At 58.8% G+C, this 7,930-nt stretch carries 3 protein-coding genes; 2 read left to right on the top strand and 1 reads right to left on the bottom strand.

Going from position 1 to position 7,930, the window contains the following annotated elements:
• The first annotated feature begins 156 nt into the window (after nucleotides 1-156).
• Both ACF8K2_RS00245 and ACF8K2_RS00240 read left to right on the top strand, forming a co-directional pair.
• Nucleotides 157-2,445, top strand: a complete 2,289-nt coding sequence (locus ACF8K2_RS00245; protein WP_392462972.1) for a hypothetical protein — start codon at nucleotides 157-159, stop codon at nucleotides 2,443-2,445.
• Nucleotides 2,442-4,739 (top strand): hypothetical protein, encoded by a 2,298-nt coding sequence (locus ACF8K2_RS00240; protein WP_392462971.1) that lies wholly within the window; start codon nucleotides 2,442-2,444, stop codon nucleotides 4,737-4,739. The genes ACF8K2_RS00245 and ACF8K2_RS00240 overlap by 4 nt, the downstream gene beginning before the upstream one ends.
• A gap of 79 nt (nucleotides 4,740-4,818) precedes the next feature.
• Here ACF8K2_RS00240 and ACF8K2_RS00235 read toward each other — a convergent pair.
• Nucleotides 4,819-7,930, bottom strand: a 3,112-nt coding sequence (locus ACF8K2_RS00235) for an RHS repeat domain-containing protein (RefSeq protein ID WP_392462970.1), incomplete at its 5' end; no start/stop codon positions are given.

Below are 7,930 nucleotides of genomic sequence, written 5' to 3'. Positions count from 1 at the left end.
AGAAACGCCACTTCGTTAGAAGTGGCGTTTTTTTTTGCGTTCGCGGAGGCTGAAAACGCCTCTGGCAATGGCCTGCCTGATATTTTTGCCAGTTTCGGCGCTGTTCTCGGCTCGGTATAACCACAGACTCATGCTGTGACGACGAGGGTGGGAGAGATGCCTGACAAGAACGCATTGCTTGATTGGTTTGCTGTCGAACCCCAGATGAGAGCCTGGGACATCATCGTTGCACTGCGCCGCGATGATCTGAACCGGCTGCTCGAACAGGCTTTCCTAGAGCGATTCAATGCAACCAGTTTTGGCAAGCCGTTCACGGCAAGGGTGGGCGATGGGGCATCGGAACGCTACCTGCAGGACTTCATCCTCGGCCCGCCTCGCCTGAGCTTTGATAACACGGGGCTGATCGACTCCAGGGCCAATTTGAGTATGGCTGTCGTCGGCGGTAGCGATGTGGTGTTACAGCATGGGGTGCACTGGGAAGTGTCCCGCCTGGAGTGGATCCAGCCAATGCACGGGCCTGTGTTGAGGATGGTGTTGGAGCTGGAAAACACGCCGGGCAGCATCGAGGCCGACGGTTCGCTGAAGCTCGACCTGAATAATGTCACCGAGTTCATACTCGACTTCCGCGGTGACGCCAATGTTCAGCGTCTGGGGGGCGAGGCATTCGAGGCGTTGTTCGAAAAAATCCCAGCTGCCGACAAGGTATTTGAACTTGGCCAGTTTGTAACCGGTGATAAGTACTTTCCCAAGCTGCGCCTGTTCAAGTTGAGAACTCAAGCCAACAAGGACTCAGGCCGGGCGGATGACGGGGCGGTGCTTGTCTTTATGAGCAAAGACGAGAATTTCGGCGGCACACCGCCGGGCGAGAACAGTGATTTTCGCTTCCTGATCCCGAATGATCTGCCGACGTGCTCGGCCACCGTCTTGTTCCGCCCCGACTTTTTTGTTTATCCAGTATTTGTCCAGACTATATTGGGTTTACTCGATTTTTATTATCCACCGATTATTGATGGTTTTACCTGCTCAATCCCGGCTGCCGGCATGATGATGGTCTATGATGTATCTGAAGTAACGGAGTATATGAGCAGCGATGAACTACTGACGCTGTATGGATGGCCGCCCATAAGACTGTACATTTCAGTTACTTCCATAGGTCGGGGTTTAGAGATCAAATACCTACCGAATGAGCTAGAGATAGAGATGACTTGGGAGGGCATAAGTAACCTCGTAAATTCGTTTGTTCGCCCGGTGGCGTTTAAGATGACAAATCGTTATCGCCTTTCTTCAGCAGGCGCCACACTTGGGTTTGAGCTGATTAGTTTTGATCTCCGTATCTACGATGGTAGAGGTAGGGCCGACTTGATTGGAGGTCTCGTGGAACTTATTAGGGCGCTACTTATGCGGATGTTTAGAACTGCGCTTGTGGATAGTGTGCGGACTTCCATAGATGAGAGGTTAAACGAAATTCAGCAGGAGGGCGGCGGGGGGCTGCTACGTAATGTCTTGAAGTTACACTTTGGCGAGACCCTCATTGCAGGTGAGGGCCATACCCGTCATGAAATCATTACCTTCAACATGCTGGGCAAGGTTGACGGTATCCCTGATATCCAGCCCCGCTGGCCAAATGTTCCGGTGGGCGGGCACGTGCAGTTCGAGGTCGCCAATACCAGCCGCCCGGTCAACTGGCACGTCGAAGCGCTGAATCCGAAGCAGATGCCAGTAGGGAGCATCGACGCCACGGGCCGCTATACGGTCCCAGCCAATGCACGGTTGTCGGGGTTCGTTCGCGAGCGAATCCGAGCGGAGGACACGCAAAGTAAAGCCTGTGGCTATTCGATGGTCACCATCGCCCACGACACCCTGAGCATCGCGCCACTGGTACAGGTGCTCAGCCCCAGTGGAAGCATGCTGTTGGACGCCGGCAGCAGCGATGCATCCCCCACGTTCCAATGGAAGGTCGATGGCAGGCCCGCAGCAGGCAATCCGACGGGTGCGCAAATCCTGTTCACCGCAGGAGAACCTCAGAGCTATCCGACCTTCACCCGTGTGCAAGTCTCGGTTGGCGCTGTGGCGCGGGAAGCCTGTGTGATCACCCTGGCGAAGACGCAGGTGAACACCCTGAAAGTGCGGATCGTGGAGATGGACTCGGACAAGGGCGAGGTCATGTTGCACATGACGATGCCGGTGCAGCCCGGCAAGCAACTGGCGTGGAGTGTGGAGTTTGGCGGGGGCGCCGTGAACGCGCACGCCGAGGATCAGGCCAAGGTGCTGTTCAGCGTCAATCAGGCTGGCACCGAGCGCGTTGCAGTGATCAAGGCGAGCGTCGCCACGCCGGGCAGTGATCCCTCCGGGGTGGGGTTCATCGTGTTGCCGTTGCCGTTGTTGGAATACCCGACGATCTATTCGAAACTGATGCTGCCTGACTCAGAAGAGGTGACCCCATGAAAAAAACCACGATTCCGCAACAGCTTGCAGGCTGGCTGGAGCGAGTACCTGACATGCTGGGTTGGGACATCATGGTCGCATGGCCCATGGAGCTGGTGCAGTATCTGGTCGATCAGGACCACCTTCGGCGCCTGGCCAATGGTCTGGCGCTCAAGGGGCTGGGAGCCAGGGTGACGGATACAGATACCCAGATTACTCATCAGCTGGCCAACTACCGCGTTTCATCGCCCACACTGACCTTGCTGAAAGCTTCTTATCAACGGGCCACATTCAAGCTGACCATGGCAATGGAGGAAGGTACACAGTTGGAATACGCCATCAGCGGCGAGATCGCTTCGATCAGGACCAACAACGCGGTGAATATGCTTCATCCGGAACTGCAACTGGACATCCTCTACGAGGACGGCAAGTTATGCATGGACACTGCCAGCGCCAATAAATATGCCATGGACCTGGGCAGCGGGTTTCTCGGCAGGCAGGGCCCTCTGCTGATCAGTACGATGCTCAAGAATGCAGAGCCCTCGAAAGCTACGCTCGATCTGGCGCGGGTCGTCCCCAGTGCGTCGAGTGAATTGCGTATGCTCAGCGAGATTGTTCCCCGCAGCCAGGCGATCGGCGGGCAACAGGCGTTGCTGTTGTTCATGACCCACAGGCACGGTGCGCGAGGCTTTGATCCGGATGATAACGGTGATAAGGCGTTCCCGCCCATGCTGGTGCCTCAAGCGCACGCCGACTTTTCGAGCACGGTGGTCCTGTCACGCCAATTGCAGCAGCGCACGGCCTATGGCCTGGGGATATTGGGGGCGCTGGAGGGGGCCGAATTCAGCTATGAGCGGGCAGAGGGCAAGCCACTGAGCGCCATGGTTGCCAAGGCGGGTATCTTACGAATACCCGCTGGGCGGGTTTCCCACGGCACGCTCGAAATCGAAAGCGTAGTGTGCGAAGTGCCGGTCCAACCGGAAACTGAGGGGCTTCGCATCACTTTCCAGGCCGACAAGGTCGTGCAGACCTGGGCGCCGGTCGTTACCCTCGACTATCGCTATCGCACCGCAGGCATGGGAGGTTGGACGGCAGCCACTATCCGCTTCAAGCCAGATCTGTGGTTCACTTACAAGATTGATCCGAACAGGAGTGAAGCAGGCACGCTTGAGGTGAGATCTTTTGCCTCGAGCGTCCTGGCTTCCAGCCTTTCTTCCACCTTGGCAGCGGAGCACGCACCTTTGGCTGCCTACGCCATACGCCGAGGGTTTATCAACACGCTGTTCAAGCACCTCGACGCCCGCCTGTCGGCGCCTTTACTGGCCAGTTTGACATTGGAAGGCCAGACTAGGTTGCGCCCTGAAGTGAGCACAAGCATCCAGGGTAATCTGGCGATGGTCGGCACTTACCAATTCAGCGAACTGACCCCCAGGATCAAAGAGCAGAACATCAGGCTCGCTGCCGGTGAGCGGCAACAATTCTCCCTGAGTCAGACTCGCTCGGGCATTGAATGGGCGTGCGAGCCGCTGCCAGAGCACCCGTGGGCCCCCGGCGATATTGACCAGAATGGGCTTTATACTGCGCCAGGCATGCAAGGTTACGAGGGCGCCACTCACCGTGTCAGAATCGTCGCTACCGATCGGCAGGCTCAGCGTAGCTATACCGCGCAGGTCACTGTGGTGACCACGCGTGTATCGGTATCCCCCGAGATTTTCATTCGTTTTCCGACCGACAAGAGAGCTTTCGAGTACGAATCGTTCAAGATGGATACGGACAGCGTGACCTGGGAGCTTCAGAATGTCGAGGGTGGCTTGGCTGGCACGATGACCCCGACTGGTGACAAAGCCACCTATACCCCCACCCTAGCCAGCCCTGACGCTTATTGCTCGGTCGACAGGTTGGTCGCCAGGTTGCCTTCAGGGAAGGCTGAGGCCAGTGGCGTGATGTTCAGTCTTTTCAAGGATCAGACGCTTTTCCTCTATTGGGATGAAGCCAACTCCAATGACACCCAGCTCCAGTTGCTCGGCAAGCCCCCTGGCTGGGATGAGCCCTACAACCAGATAACCTGGTGGCTGCCGCTGGAGGGGCCTGGCCGTATCGAGCGGGAAACGGGCCTGTATCACATCGATCCTGCCGCACCCGGTGCATTCGTGCTGATCAGGGCTGAGGCGGCTTTTGGCGAGGAGACGCTGGTCGGGCATCTGCTCTTGCTGCTGCCCTTCAACGCATTTGCCGACGTCAATAAGGCACAGTTCGAGCTGCAACAGCGCAAGTGGCTGGCGTGTTCGAAGCGCCTGACCGACGCAGGCAAGTAACGAAGGTTAGCAGACAAACGCCCGGGGTTATGCCCCGGGCGTTTGTCTGTGCGTCTTGCGCGAATGTAAGGGTTTCCTCTTAGCTGCGGGGGGCTCCCGGCTCTTGCGTCGAATAGTTCAAAGTGCCGGCCTTGGCGGAGCTTGCTACAAGGGCCCGTACTCCTCGACGCAGGGACTGGCGCATGGACTGCTTCAGGGCTATGTCGGCCAGGTACTTGACAGCAAGGCCATCGAAAAGCGAAACGCCGGCGCTGAAGTAGCCTGCAATTTGCGAGAACTTCACAGCCCACGGCTCTTTGGTCGCAGCGGCGGTGGTATCTGCAACGAAAGACACAGCGGCTGCTGCTGCGACCACCACCGATATACCTGCCACAATCATCGCCTTGGTCGCGGCTGCCGCCGTCGCGGTTCCCGCTGTAGCCGCGGCGGCAGCGCCGACAGCGCCGACCACGGCCGCCCCGGCAGAAACGACGGCCAGCACAGTGAATAGCGCGCCGATCCCGATGGCCGCCCACATGCTGCCGGTGATCTTTTTCTTTTGTTCTCGCTCAAGCCTGCGCTGTTCGATTTCCAACCCCCACACTTCTTCCTCGTGGGGGGTCATCTCCAGGCTCTGATAGGCCATACGGTTCTGTTCGAGGCTGCCAAAGAGGGGGGTAGCCGTGCGCCCGCTAGGGTCCAGGAGCATCACCGGATTACCTTTGCAATAACCGTAACGGGCGAATTCAACGGCGTTCGTCAGGCCGACGGGGTCGGCCTGACGGAAGCGCCGATCCCCAGGGAAATAGAAGCGCAAGCCGCGGCCCAGTGGGTAGCAGGCATGTTCAGGGTCAAGGTATTCGCCGTTGTAACCCAGTAGGCTCATGCGCAGATCATCGCCGTCATGTGCACCATAGGCGTCATAGACGAACGGGTGCTGCTGGCCGCCCTGGTATTCGGCGATCACGCTATGGCTGGCGTTGGTGTGCAGCAGGATTGGCAGGCTCGAATCTGTCGATTGCTGGGCAATCGGCTGGGTGCCGTGGTAGACCAACGCTGTCATCACCGCCCCTTTTACCGCAAGGCTCAGGCGGTTGCCTTCATGGCTGAAGAGGGTCTCGTCGTCGTCTTGCGCGCGTGCCACCAGGTGGCCGTTGGCATCGTAGCGGTAGGTCGTGGTTTTGCTGGCGGGGCTGGTGATCGACAACAACCGGCCCAGGCTGTCATAGCGATACAGTCGCCCCGCCAGGTCGGTGGTTTGGCAGCCGTTGCCGTCGTACTGGATATCGGCGGCTTGCAGCTGGCGCTTGGGCACGTAGCTGATGTTGAGCAACTGGAAGCGGTCGACCGCGTCGTAGTGGAACGTCGCCGTTTCCTTGACGCCCCCGGAAAACTCGCTTTCGCAACTGTTCATGTTGGCCAGTTCATCGAATGCGAACGTCTGTTTGGTGATCGCACGTTTCTGGTCGTCGCGGGGTAGTTGGTTGCCGCTGTAGCGGATGGTGTGGATTCGCCCGTTCGCATCATAGGTGAAATCTTCCTGCAGCACCGGCGTGCTCGTGCCTGTTTTCAATACCCGTTGCATCAGCAGGCCGTCCAGGCCCCACTCCTGGCTCAGGGTCAGGTTGGACTGGCCCGTGCTTGCCAGCGTGCGCAGCTTTTCCCGGTCGTGGTCGTCGTAAGTGATCGTCACTTTTGCCTGCTTTCCGCTGCCATCGAGGCTGAGCAGGGTCTGCAGGCGGCCGTGGGTGTCATAGGTGAAGGTCGAGGTGAACTTGTCTTGTTCGATCCCTACCAGTTGCCCGCGTTTGTTATAGGAGAATTGGCTGCTCAGGGTCTGCACGGCCTTGCCCGCAGCAAGCGTGCTGGTGTGGGTGCGAGAAATCAGGCGCCCCATTGGCGAGTGCTGCAGGTGGGTTTCCACAACGCTGCCATTGGCATCCCTCCAGGTTTCGCAGGTGAGTTGGTTGTCAGGGGCGTAGTCGTACTCCCGAGCCCCATGGCGATTGACGGCTTTGGTCAGCAGTGCGCTGTTGGGGTTGAACTCGAAGCTGGCACTGTCGAGAGGCTCTTCGCTGGTTACGCCTTTGGGCGCATCCGACAGGGCCAGGTCATAGTCGTAGGTCAGGGACTTGCCGTCGGCAGTTTTCGTGCTACTGGGGAAGCGTTGCCCCCCCTCGTAGACGTGGGTCTGTACCCGGCCTGCAACGTTCACCTCGGTGAGCCTGCCCATATGGTCGTAGGCCTGTATGCCGAGGCTCCATGCGGCGGTGCCTGGCTTGTCGATCATCTCGACCTTGGCGACCAGTTCGTCGGGGCTGTGGGGGGCAAAATAGCGCTTGATCTCATTGTTGTTAGGGAGCGTAGTGCTGCTCAGGCGCATCCAGGCATCGTACGCATAGGTCGTCTTGCCTCGTCGTTCATTGGTGTATTGGGTGCAGTTGCCCAACCCGTCCTGGACGCGACTTTGTTCGCTCTCGAGTGCCCCTGTGGCGGACAGCCTGCGTACCCGCACGGTACGTTCGAAGGCGTCCAGCCAGGTTTCCCGTTGCCTGCTCTTGGTTGCGCTGGTGCCGTGCGCCTGGGTCCAGGTCGTCAGTTTGACACCCTTGTGGCGGCTGTCTCCGATCGGGTCGAAGACGGTATGTTCTTGCACCTGATCTGGCCGGGTCGTGCAGCTCAACTGGCCCCAGTCGTCATAGGCGAAGGAACTGATCAGTGGGTAAGGTTCAAGTGCGCCGGTGGTGGCGTCAGGGAGATAATCGCGTTGCTCGCGCTTGGCAATCTCACCCTCGGCGGTGTAGTCCAGGGTTTGCAGCGTGTAGGGCTGCCCGGGACTGCGCTCATCGATATGGTCGCGGGTTTCCAGTATGCCGCGCGCCAGCCCGTCTAGTTGGGTCACGGTGCTGATGCCCCGGGCGTTGACCAGGGTCTGGGACGCTTGATCTTTGTCGGTGGCACACAGGGCATAACTGTACTCGCGCGCGGCCCTGAAGGCCTCCAGGTTCGGCGCCACGATCTCTTTGGTGACCCGCTGCAATGCATCGTACTCGTAGCGGATCTGCACCCCGTTGTCGTCCTCGCTGAGCAAGGGCTGGCCATGGTTCAGCGAATGCTCATGGGTGAGCGTCTTGCGGGTGTCGTCAAAGCCAGTGATGGTCTGGGTGGTGATCAGCACCGTCTCCTTGCGGTCGCCGCCAATTTCTCCCTTT

It is taken from the genome of Pseudomonas sp. xss_2, assembly GCF_043104195.1.
GTDB classification, from domain to species: domain Bacteria; phylum Pseudomonadota; class Gammaproteobacteria; order Pseudomonadales; family Pseudomonadaceae; genus Aquipseudomonas; species Aquipseudomonas urmiensis.
The sequence above is the reverse complement of the archived record's forward strand: the minus strand, read 5'-3'. Positions and strand labels throughout refer to the sequence as shown.

Coding starts and splice junctions, on each gene's coding strand:
- ACF8K2_RS00240 (WP_392462971.1), top strand. CDS start 2,442: ATGAAAAAAACCACGATTCCGCAACAGCTTGCAGGCTGGCTGGAGCGA.
- ACF8K2_RS00245 (WP_392462972.1), top strand. CDS start 157: ATGCCTGACAAGAACGCATTGCTTGATTGGTTTGCTGTCGAACCCCAG.